Annotated in this window: 15 protein-coding genes and 1 tRNA gene; 11 read left to right on the forward strand and 5 right to left on the reverse strand. The window is 71.9% G+C overall.

Going from position 1 to position 16,430, the window contains the following annotated elements:
- Positions 1-56: 56 nt before the first annotated feature.
- A complete protein-coding gene (locus DVK06_RS05810) occupies positions 57-332 on the forward strand; it encodes a hypothetical protein (RefSeq protein WP_053772737.1) in 276 nt (91 codons plus the stop codon).
- 34 nt (positions 333-366) lie between these two features.
- On the opposite strand, the gene DVK06_RS05815 is transcribed toward DVK06_RS05810, so the two are convergent.
- A complete protein-coding gene (locus DVK06_RS05815) occupies positions 367-894 on the reverse strand; it encodes a hypothetical protein (protein WP_121599635.1) in 528 nt (175 codons plus the stop codon).
- Between the two features lie 83 nt (positions 895-977).
- Between DVK06_RS05815 and DVK06_RS05820 the strand changes: the two genes are divergently transcribed.
- Positions 978-1,052: transfer RNA gene (locus DVK06_RS05820), tRNA-Val, on the forward strand.
- A 178-nt stretch (positions 1,053-1,230) separates the two neighbouring features.
- On the opposite strand, the gene DVK06_RS05825 is transcribed toward DVK06_RS05820, so the two are convergent.
- Positions 1,231-1,659, reverse strand: coding sequence for a desampylase (locus tag DVK06_RS05825; protein WP_053772739.1), 429 nt, complete (start codon positions 1,657-1,659; stop codon positions 1,231-1,233).
- An 83-nt stretch (positions 1,660-1,742) separates the two neighbouring features.
- Complete coding sequence (locus DVK06_RS05830) at positions 1,743-2,483, reverse strand: molybdopterin-binding protein (RefSeq protein ID WP_053772740.1); 741 nt, start codon at positions 2,481-2,483, stop codon at positions 1,743-1,745.
- Positions 2,484-2,572: 89 nt separating this feature from the next.
- Between DVK06_RS05830 and DVK06_RS05835 the strand changes: the two genes are divergently transcribed.
- Positions 2,573-5,005 (forward strand): penicillin acylase family protein, encoded by a 2,433-nt coding sequence (locus DVK06_RS05835; RefSeq protein ID WP_121599835.1) that lies wholly within the window; start codon positions 2,573-2,575, stop codon positions 5,003-5,005.
- Positions 5,002-5,340 (forward strand): hypothetical protein, encoded by a 339-nt coding sequence (locus DVK06_RS05840; protein ID WP_121599636.1) that lies wholly within the window; start codon positions 5,002-5,004, stop codon positions 5,338-5,340. The genes DVK06_RS05835 and DVK06_RS05840 overlap by 4 nt, the downstream gene beginning before the upstream one ends.
- A gap of 20 nt (positions 5,341-5,360) precedes the next feature.
- Here the strand turns inward: DVK06_RS05840 and DVK06_RS05845 are convergent, their stop codons facing one another.
- Complete coding sequence (locus DVK06_RS05845; RefSeq protein ID WP_053772742.1) at positions 5,361-5,726, reverse strand: cupin domain-containing protein; 366 nt, start codon at positions 5,724-5,726, stop codon at positions 5,361-5,363.
- Positions 5,727-5,900: 174 nt separating this feature from the next.
- Between DVK06_RS05845 and DVK06_RS05850 the strand changes: the two genes are divergently transcribed.
- From DVK06_RS05850 to DVK06_RS05875, 6 genes are all read left to right on the forward strand, one after another.
- Entirely contained in the window at positions 5,901-6,758 is an 858-nt protein-coding gene (locus DVK06_RS05850) for a hypothetical protein (protein ID WP_121599637.1), read from the forward strand.
- A gap of 80 nt (positions 6,759-6,838) precedes the next feature.
- The gene (locus tag DVK06_RS05855; RefSeq protein ID WP_121599638.1) at positions 6,839-7,870 is read left to right on the forward strand and encodes a VOC family protein; all 1,032 of its coding nucleotides are present in this window, start codon (positions 6,839-6,841) and stop codon (positions 7,868-7,870) included.
- Between the two features lie 90 nt (positions 7,871-7,960).
- A complete protein-coding gene (locus DVK06_RS05860; protein ID WP_121599639.1) occupies positions 7,961-8,821 on the forward strand; it encodes a TatD family hydrolase in 861 nt (286 codons plus the stop codon).
- Positions 8,818-9,939 (forward strand): SDR family oxidoreductase, encoded by a 1,122-nt coding sequence (locus tag DVK06_RS05865; RefSeq protein ID WP_121599640.1) that lies wholly within the window; start codon positions 8,818-8,820, stop codon positions 9,937-9,939. Before DVK06_RS05860 ends, DVK06_RS05865 begins: the two co-directional genes overlap by 4 nt.
- A 158-nt stretch (positions 9,940-10,097) precedes the next feature.
- Complete coding sequence (locus DVK06_RS05870) at positions 10,098-10,679, forward strand: DUF2150 family protein (protein ID WP_053772747.1); 582 nt, start codon at positions 10,098-10,100, stop codon at positions 10,677-10,679.
- A 139-nt stretch (positions 10,680-10,818) separates the two neighbouring features.
- The gene (locus tag DVK06_RS05875) at positions 10,819-12,261 is read left to right on the forward strand and encodes a carotenoid oxygenase family protein (RefSeq protein ID WP_121599641.1); all 1,443 of its coding nucleotides are present in this window, start codon (positions 10,819-10,821) and stop codon (positions 12,259-12,261) included.
- A gap of 230 nt (positions 12,262-12,491) precedes the next feature.
- On the opposite strand, the gene DVK06_RS05880 is transcribed toward DVK06_RS05875, so the two are convergent.
- Positions 12,492-15,044, reverse strand: coding sequence for an RND family transporter (locus DVK06_RS05880; RefSeq protein WP_121599642.1), 2,553 nt, complete (start codon positions 15,042-15,044; stop codon positions 12,492-12,494).
- A gap of 213 nt (positions 15,045-15,257) precedes the next feature.
- Here DVK06_RS05880 and DVK06_RS05885 point away from each other — a divergent pair, with 213 nt between their 5' ends.
- On the forward strand, positions 15,258-16,244 hold the full coding sequence (locus DVK06_RS05885; protein ID WP_121599643.1) for a glutathione S-transferase family protein: 987 nt from the start codon (positions 15,258-15,260) through the stop codon (positions 16,242-16,244).
- Positions 16,245-16,430: the final 186 nt, after the last annotated feature.

The following is a 16,430-nucleotide window of genomic DNA, read 5'->3' on the forward strand; positions in this document are numbered from 1 at the left end:
ATTGTCCTCGGTGCGCCGCCACAAAGGTTATATCTGCCCTTCACCAAGGGACAGATATGAGTAAGCACTTCGAAGACGCACGGTACTACCTCGGTCGAGCGGCGGACCACGCGAAGGCGGGCGTGAAAGAGGAGTTAGCGCCCGTCGAGGAACGGGTGAAAGAACTCGTGGGCCGGGAGGACGACGAGGAGCCGGAGCCCTCACGGCTGGACAAGCTCCAAGCGGACCTGAAGGAGCTCGAAGAGCGCGCCGAGGGCGAGGCCCGCGAGGCGGTCGCGTCCGCTCGGAAGCGCGTCGCGGAGTACCGCGGCAAGGACACCGCCGCGGAGTAACGGCGCTCCGTTCGGCGCGATCGCGTACGCCGAGTTACTTCAGCGGTGGGCCGGCCGTCGCGGCCGCGTCGCCGCCGATTCGCTGTTCGGCGGGCAGCACCGCGTACTCGATATCGGCCGCCTCGAACAGCGACCGCACCCGTCGGATCCCCTCCTCGGCGTCGACGTCCGTCGCGCGGTAGTGGCGGATCGGGTGCCGGATCCACGACGGCTCCCAGTGAGCGTACACGTCGGTCGTCGAACGGTCGGCCCCGGAGTACAGCGCGAGGTGAAGCTGGTCGTCGCTTTCGAGCGGCCCCTCCGGGTACCGGACCCAACTGGCCACGGTCGTCTGCGGGGGCGTCTCGTAGTCGCGGTACTTGAGCGAGGAGACGAGGTTCCGAACGAACCCGAGCCGGTGGAGCCGCGCCTCGACGACCGGGTACGGCTCGCGGAGCGTAAGCGCGTACTGCTCTCGTGGCGTCTCTCGCTCGGCGTAGAGGCCGACGAGCGACAGCGGCGCGTGGAGGAGACTCGCGACGCCCTGGCGGAGCCGTTCGAGGAAGCGGAGTTCGTGAGTCACGACGAGGGATCCGGGCGGCCGCGAAATGAAGCTTCGGCGTAAAGTAACTCTTAAGTCCGGACGTCGGATACCTCGGAGTGAGCGGGTTGGTGGTCTAGCCAGGTTATGACGGCTCCTTCACACGGAGCAGGCCGGCGGTTCGAATCCGCCCCAACCCATACGTTTTCCTCCCGTTCGTGAAGGAGGTGTCGAAAGTTACCCGCACATGTCGTCCGTCTCGCAACCGAGAGCACCGGCGCAAAAGGTCACCACCCGGGCCGACCAGAACCGCGCCACAACTCCGCGAGCCCACCGAGTCGGTCGCCAAAGCCCAAATTTCGGCCACCGGGCGGGCCGTTACCGCTCGCTCCGGACCGTCACCGTCTCCTGTTCGAACTCGTCCGCGCCGTCGCGCCAGCGCCACGAGCCGACGAACGGGTAGCCGTCGAGCGCGCAGATGACGTACGAGTGGTCGGGCCACGTCGCCCGCGCGGCGTCCGTCTCGCTCGGGTGGGTCGGGCCGGTGGGGTGGGAGTGGTAGAAGCCGACCACGTCGCGGCCCGCCGCCTCGACGGTCTCGATCAGGTCGAGCTGCGCTTCGGGGTCGATCCGGTAGCGGATCTCGGGCGTGTCCGCGACGTTCTCGGCCGGATGGGTCTCCGTGACCACGCTGGGGTCCCCGTCCGTCCCGCGGTCGCCGGCGAGGACGCCGCAGACCTCGGCCTCGCCGCCCTCGTAGGCCCGGTACACGATGTCGTCGTACGCCGCCCGCGTGAGTTCGATCATACCGGATGAAGGCCCGACGCCGGCATAAGTCCGATCGGACCAGCGGGGGAGAGGCCCGAACCGGTCCGCGGGCGACACCGTGCTCACCAGTCCCTGGACACCGGCGTCTCGCTCGCGTCGACGCGCTCCAGCAGCCACGCCGCGGCCGCGTCGAGCGCGTCGTCGTCGGTCCCGGTCACCTTGAGCCGGTTGTGGTCGGCCTCGCGGTCCGGGTAGCAGCCGACGGCGACATCGAACCGCTCAGTCGACTCCTCCAGGGCGTCGACGATGTTCGACTCCGGCTCGACGGTGTAGAGGAACCGCGAGCGCCGGTCGCCCGCGAACTCGTCGGCGACGGTCTCGAACGTCGCCTTCAGCTCGTCCGGGATCCCGGGCATGACGTAGACGTTCTCGACGACGCAGCCCGGCGCGAGCCCGGCCTCGGTCACCAGCGGGCGGCTCCCCGCTGGGACCGACGCCTCGGCCGCGACGTCGACGTCGAACTCGCGGTCGGGGACGCGCTCGCGGATCGCGGCCAGCCGCCGCTCGACCGACTCGCGCGTGAGGTCAGTCGGGGCCATCTCGCGGTCGAACGCGTCCGCGACCGCCTCCATAGTCACGTCGTCCGGGGTGCTGCCGATCCCGCCGGTGACGATCACGGCGTCGAAGTCGCCCGCGTACTCGCTGACCCGGTCAGCGATCTCGGCCCTGTCGTCGGGGATCGAGAGGATCCGCGACACGGCGACGCCGCGCTCGCTCAGCTCCGCGGCGAGCCAGTTCGCGTTGGTGTTCACCGTGTCGCCCGAGAGCAGTTCGTCCCCGACCGTGATCAGCGCGACCTCCATCGGACCGGCGTACGAGCGGCCGACGGATGTGCGTTTCCCGCCGCGGACGGACCCGAATAATAATGAGGGACCGCGGCCTCGGTCGGGAGGTGACACGCGACACCACACGCCGTGCGGTCCTCGCGAGCGTCCTCGCGGCCGGCAGCGCCGGACTGGCGGCGAGCGACGCGGCCGACCTCCTCGACTCGTTCGCCCCGCTGTCGGGCGGGGCGTGGGACGCAGCCGATCGGTCGCTCCCCGAGACGGTCGAGAGCCCGCACGGGGCGGCGAGCGTCTCGCGCGACGAGTTCGGCGTCCCGCAGGTCGAGGCCGACGCGGAGCCCGCGGCGTACTTCGCGGTGGGCTACTGCCAGGCGTTCGACCGCCTGTTCGCGATGGACCTCCAGCGCCGGGTGATGCGCGGCCGCCTCTCGGAGGTGATCGGCGAGGCGACGCTCGACAGCGACGAGTTCAACGTCGCGATGGGCTTCGCCGACGCCGCCGCGGCCACCTGGGACGCGGTCGCCGAGACGCGCGCCGGCCCGCTCGTCGAGGCGTTCGCCGACGGCGTCAACGCCGCGATGGACGACCTCCCGCTCCCGCTGGAGTTCGAGCTGGTCGGCTACGAGCCCGAGCCGTGGACCCCGGTCGACTCGATGCTGATGGAGAAGCAGATATCGTGGACGCTCACGGGCAGCTTCTCGGAGCTGCGCCGCGCGCTCGTCGCCGACCGCCTCAGCGCGGAGCGCGCGGCGACCCTGTTCCCGACGCGGTACGACCACGACGACCCGATCCTCGACGGGACCGAGACGCGGCTCGACGGGGCGCGGGAGTCCGCGCTGGCCGACGCGGGCGAGCGGGGGTCGAACGTCCCGGAGCGCGACTCCGTCGACCCCGTCGACCCGGCCCTAACCGACTGGCTCTCCGGGTTCGAGTCGCCGACCGGCGTCGGCTCGAACAGCTGGGTCGTCTCGGGCGAGCACACCGCGAGCGGGACGCCGACCGTCGCGTACGACCCGCACCTCTCGCTTCAGGCGCCGCCGCTGTGGTACGAGCAGTCGGTCGACACCCCCGAACGCTCGGTGCGGGGCGCGACGTTCTCGGGCGTGCCGTTCGTCATCGCGGGCGTGAACGACCGCGGGACGTGGTCGTTCACGAACCTCGGCGCCGACGTGCTCGACTGCTACCGCTACGAGATCGACGAGGCGGGCGACCGCTACCGGTACGACGGCGAGTGGCGCCCGTTCGAGGTCGACGAGCGCGAGACGATCCCGGTCGCCGGCGGCGAGGACCGGGAGCTTCGCGTCCGCCGCACCGTCCACGGCCCGCTGATCGAGCGCGAGGGGCGGACGGTCGGCGTCGCGTGGACCGGCCACACGGCGACGCGCACCACGACCGCCATCGAGGCGTACGGGCGCAGCGGGGGGATAGACGACCTGATCGACGCGACGCGCGACTTCGACCTGCCGACGCAGAACCTCGTGTACGCGGACGCCGACGGCCGGACGCTCTACTTCGCGACCGGGCGGCTGCCGATCCGCCGGACGGACGGCGAGGTCGTCGACGGCGACCGGGTCTTCGACGGCTCCGCGGGCGAGGGCGAGTGGGAGGGGTTCGAGCCGTTCGGCGAGTCCTCGTGGGAGGGGTTCGTCCCCTTCGAGGAGAAGCCGCACGCGATCGACCCCGACGCGCTCTCGACGGCGAACCAGCGGCCGATCGACGACCCGATCCACTACGTCGGCGTCGACTACACGACCCCGTACCGCGGCGCGCGCATCGCCGACCGGTTGGACGCGCGGACGGCTGGCGGGGGGACGACCGACCCCGAGTTCCACCGCGGGCTCCAGAGCGACGTGCGCGACGGGCGCGCGCCGGAACTCGTCCCGGAACTGGTCGCCGCCGTGCGCGACCGGTCCGACCCAGGCCCGGCGCTCGTCGACGCGGCCGACGCCCTCGACGAGTGGGACTACCGGATGGCGCGCGACGCCCGCGGCGCGCTGCTCTTCGCCCGCTACCTGCCGGCGTTCCGCGAGCGCGTCTTCGGCCCCGCGTTCGGCGAGGCCGACCTCGACGACTCCTACTACCCGAGCGACTGGACGCTCGCGCGGCTCCCCGACGACGACCCGCTGTTCGACGGGCGCTCGCGGGCCGACCTCGCGGTCGCGGCCCTCGGCGACGCGCTCGCCGAGGTCGACGAGGCCGGGTGGGAGCGGTACGGCGACTACAACACCACGCGGGCGATGACCCACCCGCTCGGCGGCGAGGCGCCGTTCCTGAACTACGCGGAGCGCCCGGCGGACGGCTCGCCCGCCACCGTGGAGAACTACCGCGTCGAGTCGTCCGTCGGGTCGAGCTGGCGGATGGTGGTACGCCCGGGGACCGACGCCACCGCGGTCCTCCCGGGCGGGAACTCGGGCGACTACTTCTCAGAGCACTACGACGACCAGCTCCGGCGCTGGCTCGAAAACGACCAGCGCCCGATGCCGCTCGGGGCCGGCGGCGACCCGGCGGTGCGGTTCGAGCCGACGGGGGAATCGGAATGAGCGACGCCACATCCCTCTCGGGCCGGGTCAGGACGGAGCCGCGACTCCACGCCGCCGCCCTCGTCGCCGCGGTGGCAGTCGGCGTCGCGCTCGCGTCGGTCCACTGGCTCGGGCTGATCGCGGCCGGCGCGCTCGCGTCGCTCGTCGCGCCGACGGTCCGCCGCGGCGTCGCGTACGCGCTTGGGGCGGGCGTCGTCGCCCTCGCCGCGTTCGCGGTCTCGCTCGGCCCGGCGGCCGCGGCAGTGCCGGGGATGCGGCCGATCACCTACGTCGCGGTCGGGGCGGGGCTGGCGCTGCCGCTGTTCGGGTCGCTCGCGCGGGCCGTCGCGACCTGACGCGCTCCGGCGGCCGGCGCTCAGTCCAGCCGCTCTACGTCGGTGACGGTCTCGTCGGTCTCGACGTCGCCCGTGTTGCGCGTCTCGCGCGGCTCGAACAACAGGACCTCGGCCTCGGGCTCGGCGACGGGGCGGTGTTCGGTCCCGCGCGGGACGGCGATGAAGTCGCCGGCTTCCAGCACCGCGTCGTCCGCCTCGCGGAACTCGATCCGGAGCCGGCCGTCGCGGACGATAAAGAGCTCGTCGGCGTCCGCGTGGCTGTGCCAGACGAACTCCCCGTCAGCCTTCACGAGCTTGACCGCCTGTCCGTTGAGCTCGGCCGCGAGCCGCGGCGACCACGTCTCGTCGAACGAGCCGAACGCCTCTGCGAGGGACGCCTTCTCCATACCGGCGGTCGGGGCCGGAGCGGTAAAGTCGCTGTTCACCCCGGTCGCAGCGGCGCCCGCGACCGTCCGGGGCGCGTGGGAGATATATAGCACTCGGTAGCGGTGTAAACCGCTCGGGCGACCGCCGGACCCCTCATATAAGCGTTTACGAGGGGACTGTGCGTGCCGCGACGTATGGCAGCGACCCACGCGGACGAGGGGAGCGATCCGATCCGGGCGGCGCGGGCCGCGCTCCGCGTCGAGCGCCGCCGGACCGTCGACGAGCGGGAGGCCCTCCGCGCGTTCCGCGGCCGCGTCTCGTCGGTCCCGACCGAGGACGGGAACGCGACCGCGGCGGGCCCCGCCGCGATGGATCCGACGCGCGGCGCGGGCGGCGCGATCGGCGGGGCGGCGGGCAGTCCCGACGGCGCCGGCGGCGCGGCGTCGCCCGGGTCGGGCCTCGTCGCGGTCCGAGACGCGTACCGGGCGACGGTGATGTCCGTGCCGCACTACGAGACGGAGTACGACGACACCTACGAGCGGAGCGTCGCGGCCGAGTTCGGCCCCGAGATCGCGTACGCGCTCACCCGGACGGACAGCTTCCACGAGGCGTACAAGCGCTCGCTCCTGAGCGCCGTCGAGACCGCGGTCCAGGAGCGCGAGGCGTTCCTCGACGCCTTGGAGTCCGAGATCGAGTCGGTCGAGCGCGCCGGGTCCCGGCTCGACCCCGTCCGCTCGGAGGTCGCGGCCATCGACGACGAGCTCGGCGACGGCGACGCCGCGGCGGCGGCCGCCGGGTTCGGCGCGCTCGACGCCTGCCGGACTCGGATAGAGGCGCTCGTCGAGGACTGCGACCGGATCGCCGCGCGGCGCCAGCGCGTGCTCGCCGACCACGAGCGCCGGCTCGCGATCGGGGACGATATCGACTTCGCGACGTACTGCTATCAGGACCTCGACGCCTCGTATCCGGTCCTCGCCGCCGTCGGGACGCTCGGCGACCGACTGGAGCGGCTGCGCGACCGGATCGAGCGGGCGATGGCGCGGACGCGGTGAGCCGCCCGTCGGCCGCGGCCGGGACCCGGTAACACCCGTGTCCGCGCCGGTTCAAGTCCCTCCGCGACGTAGTGCGGGACATGACAGACGCCACCGACGACGGCGCCGACCGAGCCGCGGGCGAGGGCCCGACGCCCACGCCGGGGATCCACCACGTGACCTGCGTGGCGGGCGACCCGCAGCGCAACCTCGACTTCTGGGTCGAGACGCTCGGGCACCGCCTCGTGAAGCGGTCGATCAACCAGGACGACCCCGGCACGTACCACTTCTTCTACGGGGACGCCGAGGGGACGCCCGGCACGAGCGTGACGTTCTTCCCGTGGACGGACCTCCCCGAAGGCGAGGTCGGCGCCGGGCAGGTCTCCCGCACCGCGTTCCGCGTCCCCGAGGGGAGCCTCGACTACTGGGAGGACCGGTTCGACGAGCGCGGCGTCGACTACGACGACCGGGAGGAGCGGTTCGGCGAGACGGTGCTCCCGTTCCGCGACCCCGACGGGCTCCCGGTCGAGCTCGTCGCGGTCGAGGTTCCGGCCGACGACCCGACGACCGCGTGGACGGCGCACGTCCCCGAGTCGGCCGCGATCCGCGGCTTCCACTCGGTGACGCTGTGGATCGACGAGCCGGAGCGCACCCGACGGCTCCTCCGGACGATGGGGCTTGAGGCGGAGGCGACCGCGACGGACGCGGCGACGGGCGGCGAGCGCACGCGCTTCGCGGCGAGCGGCCCGGTCGGGAAGTACGTCGACGTGGTCGCGGTCGACCGGCGCGGGAGCTCCGGGCGCGGGACGGTCCACCACGTCGCGTTCCAGACCCCGACCGACGACGACCAGGCGGGGATGCGCGACGCGGTCGCATCGATGGGGCTCCGCCCCACGCAACAGATCGACCGGCACTGGTTCCGCTCCGTCTACTTCCGGGAGTTCGCGGGCGTGCTCTTCGAGCTCGCCACCTCGGACCCCGGCTACGCGAGCGACGAGCCGCTGGACGCGCTCGGCGAGCGCCTGGTGCTGCCCGGGCGGTTCGAGGACCGCCGCGACGAGATCGAATCCGGCCTCGTCGACGTGACCGTGCCGCGGGCCGACGGCGAGTTCGCGGCGCACCGCGCCGACTGATCGCGGCCGACACGGACGTCGGGCGAGGCGGACGGCGCGGACGACGCCGCGGACCGATCGTTCTAATCCGTCGCCGCCGAATCCACGCCCATGACCGAGGACCTCGGCACGCCCGTGCTGGACAACCACCTCCACCTCGACCCGCGACACGGCCGCGGGATCGAGGCCGTCGAGGAGTTCGCGCGGCTCGGCGGCACCCACCTGCTCGTCGTGAACAAGCCCTCGTGGCTGCTCGGCGTCGAGCCCGACGAGCCCGACGACTTCCGCGCCGTCTTCGAGGAGACGTTAGAGACGGTCGCGGCCGCCAGCGAGGCGCTCCCGGGGCGCGCGTGGCCCGTCCTCGGCGTCCACCCCGGACTGATCAGCCGGCTCGTCGACGAGCGCGGCTTCCCGCCCGAGGCGGCCCGCGACCTCATGCGCGGCGGACTCGAAGCCGCGAGCGAGTACGTCGCGGACGGCGACGCGCTCGCGCTGAAGTCCGGCCGTCCCCACTACGACGTGAGCGACGCTGTGTGGGACGCGTCGAACGCGGTCACCCGTCGGGCGTTCGAGCTGGGCGCCGAGGTCGGCTGCGCGGTCCAGCTCCACACCGAGGCGACCGAGGACCTGACCGACCTCGCGGCGGTCGCCGAGGAGGTCGGACTCGACCCCTCGAAGGTCGTGAAACACTACGCCGCGGGCGAGCTGGCGGGCGTCACGCCCAGCGTGATGAGCGACAAGGAGCGGCTGGAGCGCGCCGCCGAGGCGGGCGAGCCGTTCCTGATGGAGACGGACTTCGTCGACGACCCCGACCGCCCGGGGATGGTGCTCGGCCCGAAGACCGTCCCTCGGCGGGTGCGCTGGCTGCTGGAGGAGGGCCACGAGGGGGCGGTCCGTCGGGCGCACGTCGAGACGCCGCGCGACGTGTACGGGATCGACACCGAGGCGACGCTGGAGCGTGAGGAACCGTGAGCGGGGCGACGGCCTCGCGGCCGCCGGCGGTCCTGTTCACCGGGTTCCCCGGATTCCTCGGCTCGGCGCTGCTCCGGCGCGTGCTCGCCCGCGGCGACGGCCCGGTCGCCTGCCTCGTCCAGCCGCGGTACCGCGACCTCGCGGCGCGGCGCGCCCGCGACATCGTCGCCGACGTCGGGGACGAGGCCGGCGACGGGGCGGCCGTCCACCTCTACGAGGGCGACGTCACTGAGCCGGACCTCGGGCTCGGCGCGGCGCTCGACGATCCCGACCTGCTCGGCGGCGTCGAGGAGGTGTATCACCTCGCCGCGGTGTACGACTTAAGCGTCGACGCCGACCTCGCGGAGGCGGTGAACGTCCGCGGCACGGAACACGTCCTCGACGCGGCCGAGCGCGTCGGCGTCGACCGCCTCCACTACGTCAGCACCTGCTACGTCAGCGGCCGGTACGACGGGGTGTTCACCGCCGAGGACCTCCGCGAGGGCCAGTCGTTCAACAACCACTACGAGGCGACGAAATACCGCGCCGAGGTCGCGGTGCGGGAGCGGATGGCCGAGGGGCTCCCGGCGACCGTCTACCGGCCGGCGATCGCCGTCGGCGACAGCGAGACGGGCGAGACCGACAAGCTCGACGGGCCCTACAACCTCCTGCGGCTACTCTTGGCCCAGCCGCGGCGGCTCGCGGTCGCGTTCTCGGTCCCCGGCGCGGCGGACACGGAGCTGAACGTCGTGCCCCGGGACTACGTGGTCGACGCGATCGCCGAACTGAGCGGTCGCCCCGAGACCGTCGGCGAGACGTACCAGCTCTGCGACCCCGACCCGCTCACCGTCCCGGCGTTCGTCGCCGCGATGAGCGACGCCGCCGGGCGCCGGACGGTCACGGTCCCGACGCCGAAGCCCGTCGCGAAGGCGGCCGCGCGGGTGCTCTCGGCCCGGGGCGTCGACGTGGAGCCGGCGACGATCGACTACTTCGACCACCCGACCCGCTACCGCTGCCCGAACGCGACCGACGCGCTGGCGGACACCGACGTCTCCGTCCCGCCGTTCGAGTCGTACGTCGATCGGATCGTCGCGTTCGCGCGGGCGAACCCCGACCTCGGCGACGACCCGATGACGTGAGTCCGGGAGGGGCGACGGAGGCGCTCGACCGCGGGACGGAGGCGTCCGACCGCGGGACGGGGGCGCCGCCGGGAATCCGGGATTCACGCGGGTGAGACGCGGTCTCGCGCGGCGATCGATAGGAAAGGCATTTGAGTTGGCCGGGCGACGTAGGGCACATGACCGACGACGACGCCGTCGAAACGTTCTATACCGACGAACGCTGGCAGAACTGGCTCGACAGGCTGGCCGAAGAGGAGCTCGACCCCGAGAACGAGGACTCGGCGCGCCTCCTCCTCAACCTCCAGGACGACGCGGCGATCGCCGTGGTGAAGGTGCTCGCGGCGTTCGACGACGACCGCATCGGCGAGGAGCGCGCCGTGGAGGAGCTCCGCGACATCCGCGAGATCGTCCTCGCCGACGTCGAGTTCGACGACGAGGACAAGGTGATGCTGATCGACGGCGTCCAGACCTCGCTCGTCCCCGTCTTCTACGCGGCCGAGGAGTACGTCGTCGGCGGCGTCGTCGACGGCGACGTGAGCGAGTTCGTGCGCGCGGCCGCCGAGGCCGAGGAGGGCGACGACCTCGACGCCGCGCTCGGGTACGTGGTCCAGGCCGGCACGCGCGTCATCGACGGCGAGGCGCTCGACATCGAGCTCGTCGAGGACCTCGAGTACGGCCTCGTCTCCGAGTGGGTCAACGGGCTCGACTCCCTCCAGTCGGCCATCGAGGACCCGGAAGTCGTCGAGGAAGAGGACTGAGCGCGCCGGGCCGAGACCGGCGGCGTCAGCGCGGACCTTCTCGACCGAGCGCGGGCGTGTCCGTCGTCGGAGTCACAGCACCGCCCGCGACGGTTCGAACGACCGGTGGTAATAGGCGGCGTCGGCCCCAACGATCGCCGTGACCGATTCCCCCGATTACAGAGCCGGCTTCCGCACGCAGACCGAGGAGATCGAAAACGAGCGACTGCCGGTCGACGGCGCGTTCCCGGCGTGGCTGACCGGCGACCTCGTCGGCAACGGGCCGGGGCAGTTCGAGGCCGGCGAGACGGAGCTACGCCACTGGTTCGACCCGTTCGCGATGCTCCGCCGGTTCCGGATCGAGGACGGGACGGTGACCTACGCGAACCGGTTCGTCGAGAGCCGGGACTACGAGTTCGCGCGCGAACACGGCGGCGTTCGGACGCCGTTCCCGGGGACGCCGCCGGACCGACCCCTCTGGACCCGCGTCCGACAGCTCCTGAGCGGTACGTTCCCGGACAACCCCGTGATCGGCGTCCAGCGGTTCGGCGACGAGGTCGCGGCGATCACCGAGTCGCCGACGGCGCTGACCGTCGACCTCGACACGCTGGAGACCACGGGACGGATCGACCTCACCGAGGGGCTCGAGAGCGACCTCACGCTGGCGCACGTCCACTACGACCGCGACGCGGACGCGTTCTTCAACCTCGGGGTGTCGTACGGCCGCGAGACGGTGTACACGCTGTTCACCCGGCCCAGGGACGGCGGCGCGCCGACGCCGCTGACGCGCCTCCGGTTCGACGAGGCCCCGTACGTGCACTCGTTCGCCCTGACCGACCGGTACGTCGTCGTCACGGTGAACGCGTTCGGCCTCGACGCGGGACGCCTCCTCCGCGGAACGGTGACGAGAGAGACGTTCCTCGACGCGTTCCGGCCGCTCGACGCGCCCCTCCGGTTCCTCGTCCTCGACCGGTCGACCGGCGAACGCGTGGCGACGGCAACGGCGCCGCCGGCGTTCGTCTACCACCACGCGAACGCGTACGAGCGCGACGGCGAGGTCGTCGTCGACCTCGTCGCGTTCGACGACGAGCGCGCGGTCACCGGGCTGGAGCTGTCGAACCTCCGCCGCGACGACCCCGACCTCCCGCGCGGCGACCTGTGCCGCTACGTCGTGCCCTTGGACGGCGGCGAGGCCGGGCGCGAGGTGCTCCACCGCGGCCCCGTCGAGTTCCCGGTCATCAACTACCGCGCGGTGAACGGCGAGCGCCACCGGTACGTCTACCTCGCCGAGACCGACGGCGGGTCGAGCCTCCCGACGGACGTCGCGAAGGTGGACGCGGAGACGGGGACGGTGAAGCGGTGGCGCGAGTCGGGCACGCACCCCGGCGAGCCGCTGTTCGTGCCGGCGCCCGACGGCGACGACGAGGACGACGGCGTCCTGCTCTCCGTGGTCTTGGACCCCGAGGCCGACCGGTCGTCGCTCGTCTGTCTCGACGCCGGGACCCTCGCTGAGCTGGGTCGGGCGCGGCTCCCACACCGGCTCCCGTACGGGTTCCACGGCCAGTTCTACGGGCCGCGCGTCCCGGATCGGAGCATGGCCTGAGGCCGCCGCTCCCGGGTCGGAGGCGAAGGGTCCGAGCGGTCCGCCGACCGGTTCGAACTCGTCTCGGTCGGGGGGAGTCCACTGTCGTCCGAGCGCGTCCGCGAGGTGGCCGGCGCCCGGCCGCGGGGCCCCGTTCTCGGCGCTCACGCCGAGCCGTACGCCGTCCACCGACGCGAGCCGTCGGTGTGCGTCCCGAAGTGAGGAGGCGGTAGGCGACCCGTCGGCGGCGCTCAGTCGTCGTCGTCGGTCGCGGCCGCGAACGCCGTCGCGTCGCCGCCGATAGCGTCCGGGCGGGCGTACCGCGACCACAGCACGAGCAGGCTCGGCAGCACCAGCACGGTCGCGAGGAACGCGTAGAGGATCGACAGGGCGCTGACGAAGCCGAACTGCGCGATCGGTGGGACGATGGCGAACACCAGCACGCCGAACCCGCCGGCCGTCGTCACGGCGCTGCCCAACAGCGCTCCGCCGGTGCCGCGCACCGACGCCTCCATCGCCCCCGTCACGCGCCCGCGCGCCGCGAGTTCGTCCGCGTACCGGTCGGCCATATGGATGGCGTAGTCGACGCCCAGCCCGACGCTGATAGAGGTGATCAGGGCGGTGAGGGCGTTGAACGACAGCCCGAGGAGCCACATCGTGCCGACCAGCCAGCCCAGCGACAGGGTCACCGGCACCGCCGCGACCAGCCCCAGCGTCGCGCTGCCGTACTGCCGCCGGTAGATGACCGCGAGGATCGCGACGATCAGGCCGAAGGTGATCGACATCGCCTCGACGATCGTCGCTGACAGCTCCTGTTGGATGATCTCGAAGAGGACCGGCCGCCCGGTGGCGGTGGTCTCGAAGCCGTTCCCGTCGAGCGAGCGGGCTGTCGCGCGGGCCTCGGCGGCCGCCTGCGACGAGCTCGTCCCGCCGACTAACGAGATCGTCAGGCGCATGTCGGTGTACGTACCGTCCTCGCGGTGGACGACGTTACTCGACAGCGCCGGCCGGATCTCGAACATCTCGTCGAGCACGCGCTCCACGTTCCGATCCGGGATGCCGTTCCCGTCCGTGTCGGCCGCCTGGACGGTCGCGTTGAAGCTCTCGTTGGCCGCCGCGGCCTGGTCCATCACCGACAGCGCGCTCGACGTGGCCGGCTCCCCGTTCGCGAGGTAGTAGGTGCTCTCGCGGGCGTTCACCCGCTGTCTGGCGTCGTGGAGCCGCTCCAGTGAGTCGTCTCGCGTGACGTTTCCGTCGATCAGTATCTGCGTCTGCAGGTCGTGGCGGATGAACCGCTCGTTCGTGTACCGGAGGGTGTCGCGGACCTCGTACTCGCCGGTGGCCATCGGGCCCGGCAGCGAGTCGGTCCACTCGGGCGGGTCCTGCGCCATAAACGCGGTCTGTTCGAAGGTCGTGTCGATCGTCGCCCCGGCGGCGCCGCCGGCGCCGGCGAGCAGGACCGCGACGATCACGACCGCCACCGGGGCCCGGCGCGCCAGGTCGGCGCCGCCCGAGAGCGCCCGCGAAACGGCGCCCGCGGTGCCGAACGCCGACCGGCCGCCGCCGACGTCGCGGTCGAGCGCGGCCTCCAGTTCGAGTTTGAGCGCGGGGACGAACGCCCCGAAGACGAGGAGCGCGGCCGTCACGCCCCACGCCGCGATCAGGCCGAAGGTCCGGATCGCGGCGACGTCGCTGATCCCGTTCGAGAGGAAGCCGATCGCCGTCGTCACCGCGACCATCACGAGCGCCAGTCCCACGCCGCCGAGCGCGGTCCGCATCGCGCGCCGTCGGTCGTCGCCGTCGCTGGTCTCGCGGTGGCGCATCACGACGTGGATCCCGAAGTCGATCCCCAGCCCGACGAGGAAGATGATCACCGGGACGTACAGCTGGATGAGCGAGATCCCCATCCATCCCATGAACCCGAGGGTCCAGAGGAGCACCGTCGCGAGACCGACGAGCGACAGCGCCAGATCGAAGAGGTCGCGGTACGCCAGCGCCAACACGCCGACGACGAACGCCAACACGAACGGCACGAGGAGCTGGAGGCTGTCGTTGACCGACCGACTCAGTTCGTCCTTGACGAGGCCGCTACCGAACGACAGCGAGTCCGCGCCCAGCCGCTCTTTCGCGATCGATTTCATCGCCAGCTGGCTCGCGACGAGATCGTCGCTCGCGGCGCCGCTGACCTGCCCGGTCTCTCCGGTCCCGAACACGAGGACCATCGTGGCGTTCTCGTCGGTCGAGCCGGCCTCGTAGTCCGTGGGCTGGTAGAACAGGGACCGGCGAGGGGCGTCGGCCGCGAGGACGCGGGACGTCGTCCGGTCGACTTCGGCCGGCGACATCGACTCGATCTGATCGATCTGCTCCGCGAGCGTCGGGCGGTCGAAGTAACCGGCGTCGCCGCTCGCGTCGGCCTCCGCGCGGATCGCCGCCGTGGCGACGAGCGTCGCCGTGCTCGCCGTCGCCCGACCCTCAACGAGCGCCCGCGAGACCGTCTCGTTCTCGACGAGCGCCCGTTGGTAGCGGAGGACGCGGAGGTACGACGACTTCGAGAGCACGTCGTCGTCGCGGTAGAAGACGAAGCCGACGGACTGGTCCGGGGCCGCCAGCCCGTACTCCTGCGAGAGGTAGTCGAGCGTCTCGGCCTCGACCCCGTCGGACTGGAACGTCTCCAGCGATGTCTCGCGGTCGAGGTCCGCGACGCCGACGCTGACGACGAGCGTCGAGACGAGCGCGATCGCCAGCACCACCCGGGTGTGGGTGGTGACGAAGTCGATCAGCCGTTCCCCGTCGTCGTCGCTCATGTATTTATTCTCCGATACGAACCGCCGATTCGGAGTCCGTTCGCTGGCGTCGTGGTACCGTGCATGCTCGTTCGTGTCCACGCCCCCGCCCCACGTAAGCATAATCTAACTGTCACATTTGTTGGCGAGGGGCCGGTGTGCCGCTTACCCGCGGGTGAGTCGCTCTCTCCGAGGGAAGCGGGAGCCTTTGACCGTGGGTCGCCGTGGGTCGGTATGTTCGGCGCGTACGTCGACGGCGAGTTCCGGCCCGGGATGGTCGATCTCACCGGCGAGGACGGCGAAGTGGAGCGCGAGACGACCGAGTTCCGCGACCGGATCGAGCCCGCGGCGGACGCGCGGTTCCCCGCGGAGGCGGGTCGGTACCACCTGTACGTGAGCTACGCGTGTCCGTGGGCGCACCGGACGCTCGTCACGCGCGCGCTGCGGGGATTGGAGTCCGCGGTGAGCGTCGACGTGCTCGACCCCTATCGCGGGGAGATGGGGTGGCAGTTCAGCCCCGAGCGGGAGGGTTGCACGCGGGACACGGTGAACGGGTTCGACTACCTCCACGAGGCGTACGCAGCCGCCGACGCGGAGTACACCGGGCACGTCACGGTGCCGGTGCTGTGGGACCGGGAGACGGAGACGATCGTGAACAACGAGTCCCGCGAGATCATGCGGATGCTCGACGTCGCGTTCGCGGGCAACGGCGTCGACTTGTATCCGAAGGGCTACCGGGCAGACGTCGATCGGATCATCGACGACATTTACGAGCCGATCAACAACGGCGTCTACCGTGCCGGGTTCGCCGAGGAGCAGGCGGCCTACGACGCAGCCGTCGAGGAACTGTTCGACGCGTTGGACCACTGGGACGAGGTGTTGAGCGAACGGCGCTACCTCGCCGGGGACCGGCTCACCGAGGCGGACGTCGCCATGTTCACGACGCTGATCCGCTTCGACCACGTCTACCATACCCACTTCAAGTGTAACCGACGCGCGATTCACGAGTACGACGCCCTCTGGCCGTACCTGCGCGACCTCTACCAGACGCCGGGCGTCGCCGAGACGGTGAACATAGACCACATCCGGGACCACTACTACCGCACTCATCCCAACGTGAACCCGAACCGCATCGTCGCGCCCGGCCCGGAGCTCGACTTCGACGCGCCACACGACCGCGACGCGCTCCCGGGCGGCCCGCCGTCGGCGCTGGTCGAGTGACCCGCACGCTCCGGACCGACGGGTCCATCGCTCCGACCGCGCGCGGCGTCGGCGACGCACCGGCGTCCCGGTCGGCGACGGGTCGACGGGAAGCGCTCACTCTCGGGAAAGTCCCCGACCGGCGCGACAGTCGCGGAGGAACTCGCAGCTCCAGAGGCGCCGGTCCGTCGGTTACCTATCAGTTTG

It is taken from the genome of Halorubrum sp. Atlit-28R (assembly GCF_003665955.1).
In the GTDB taxonomy this organism is placed as follows: Archaea; Halobacteriota; Halobacteria; order Halobacteriales; family Haloferacaceae; genus Halorubrum; species Halorubrum tropicale.

Bases quoted from the DNA above. Each gene is read 5' to 3' on its own strand.
- DVK06_RS05810 (WP_053772737.1), top strand. From the start codon at position 57: ATGAGTAAGCACTTCGAAGACGCACGGTACTACCTCGGTCGAGCGGCG.
- DVK06_RS05825 (WP_053772739.1), bottom strand. From the start codon at position 1,659: ATGATCGAACTCACGCGGGCGGCGTACGACGACATCGTGTACCGGGCC.
- DVK06_RS05830 (WP_053772740.1), bottom strand. From the start codon at position 2,483: ATGGAGGTCGCGCTGATCACGGTCGGGGACGAACTGCTCTCGGGCGAC.
- DVK06_RS05840 (WP_121599636.1), top strand. From the start codon at position 5,002: ATGAGCGACGCCACATCCCTCTCGGGCCGGGTCAGGACGGAGCCGCGA.
- DVK06_RS05845 (WP_053772742.1), bottom strand. From the start codon at position 5,726: ATGGAGAAGGCGTCCCTCGCAGAGGCGTTCGGCTCGTTCGACGAGACG.
- DVK06_RS05850 (WP_121599637.1), top strand. From the start codon at position 5,901: ATGGCAGCGACCCACGCGGACGAGGGGAGCGATCCGATCCGGGCGGCG.
- DVK06_RS05855 (WP_121599638.1), top strand. From the start codon at position 6,839: ATGACAGACGCCACCGACGACGGCGCCGACCGAGCCGCGGGCGAGGGC.
- DVK06_RS05860 (WP_121599639.1), top strand. From the start codon at position 7,961: ATGACCGAGGACCTCGGCACGCCCGTGCTGGACAACCACCTCCACCTC.
- DVK06_RS05870 (WP_053772747.1), top strand. From the start codon at position 10,098: ATGACCGACGACGACGCCGTCGAAACGTTCTATACCGACGAACGCTGG.
- DVK06_RS05880 (WP_121599642.1), bottom strand. From the start codon at position 15,044: ATGAGCGACGACGACGGGGAACGGCTGATCGACTTCGTCACCACCCAC.
- DVK06_RS05885 (WP_121599643.1), top strand. From the start codon at position 15,258: ATGTTCGGCGCGTACGTCGACGGCGAGTTCCGGCCCGGGATGGTCGAT.